The sequence below is a fragment of the Streptomyces sp. NPDC005794 genome, from assembly GCF_042871445.1.
In the GTDB taxonomy this organism is placed as follows: domain Bacteria; phylum Actinomycetota; class Actinomycetes; order Streptomycetales; family Streptomycetaceae; genus Streptomyces.
The window spans coordinates 1-1,215 of the sequence record NZ_JBIAIN010000065.1; the positions used below are offsets into that span (position 1 = coordinate 1).

General features: G+C 72.9%; 1 protein-coding gene. It reads left to right on the plus strand.

Annotated elements, in window-relative coordinates:
- A partial coding sequence (locus ACFYQ5_RS36110; protein ID WP_389203862.1) for a polyketide synthase dehydratase domain-containing protein occupies positions 1-1,215 on the plus strand: 1,215 nt, incomplete at both ends.

A 1,215-nucleotide genomic window follows, 5' to 3' on the forward strand; every position in this document is an offset into this window, starting at 1 on the left:
TCCGCCGACCAGGCCGGACTTGTCGCAGCTCTGCGCAAGGACCGTCCGGAGACGGATTCCTTCCTCGCCGCGCTCGCCAAGGCTCACGTGCGCGGTGTCGAGGTCGACTGGGCGCCGCTGTACGCTCCCGCCGAGGCCCGGACCCGCGTCGACCTGCCCACGTACGCCTTCCAGCACCAGCGCTACTGGCTGCACTCCGCGGCGCTGACCGGTGATGTCGCATCGGCCGGGCTCGCCGCCGCCGACCACCCGCTGCTCGGCGCGGCCGTCCAGGTCGCCGGGAGCGACGCGCGGCTGTTCACCGGCCTGCTGTCGGTCGACGCGCAGCCCTGGCTCAGTGACCACGTCGTCGCCGACAGAACGCTGCTGCCCGGCACGGCCTTCGTCGAACTGGCCGTGCGGGCCGGTGACGAGGTCGGCTGCGACCTGCTCGAAGAGCTGATCCTGGAAGCACCTCTCGTCCTGCCCGACGACAACACCGGTGTACAGCTCCAGTTGTGGGTGGAGGAGCCGGACGACACCGGACGGCGCACCTTTACCCTGCATTCGCGGCGCCAGAACGACGTGCCCGACGAGCCGTGGATCCGCCACGCCGCCGGAGTCCTCGCCGACCAGACCGGCCACGCCCGGCCGACGGGCGCCGACACCGGTCTCGCCCAGTGGCCGCCCACGGGTGCCGTCGCCGTGGACACCGGCGAGCTCTACGCGGGCTTCGCCGCAGCGGGCCTCGGCTACGGCCCGGCCTTCCAAGGGGTCCGCGCGGCCTGGCGCGTCGGCGACGAGGTGTTCGCCGAGGTCGCCCTGCCGGAAGGAGAGCGGGCGGAGGCCGCCCAGTACGGTCTGCACCCGGCCCTCCTCGACGCGAGCCTCCACGGCATCGCCCTGACCGCCATCGGCCGAAACGAGCAGGGCACGGGGGCACGGCTGCCGTTCTCCTGGAGCGGTGTGTCGCTCCACGCGACCGGCGCATCCGAGCTGCGCGTCCGCCTGACCCCCGCCGCCTCCGGGGCGGTGTCCCTCACCGTCGCCGATGTCGCTGGCGAGCCCGTCGCCACCGTCGACTCCCTCACTCTGCGCGCCCTCGCGGCCGGAGAGCTGGACGCAGCGTCCGGAACCGGCGACGACTCGCTGTTCCGGGTCGACTGGAGTGTGGTGTCGGTTCCTGCTCCTGTGTCGAGTGGTGTGTGTGCTGTGCTCGGTGAGGATGTGCTGGGG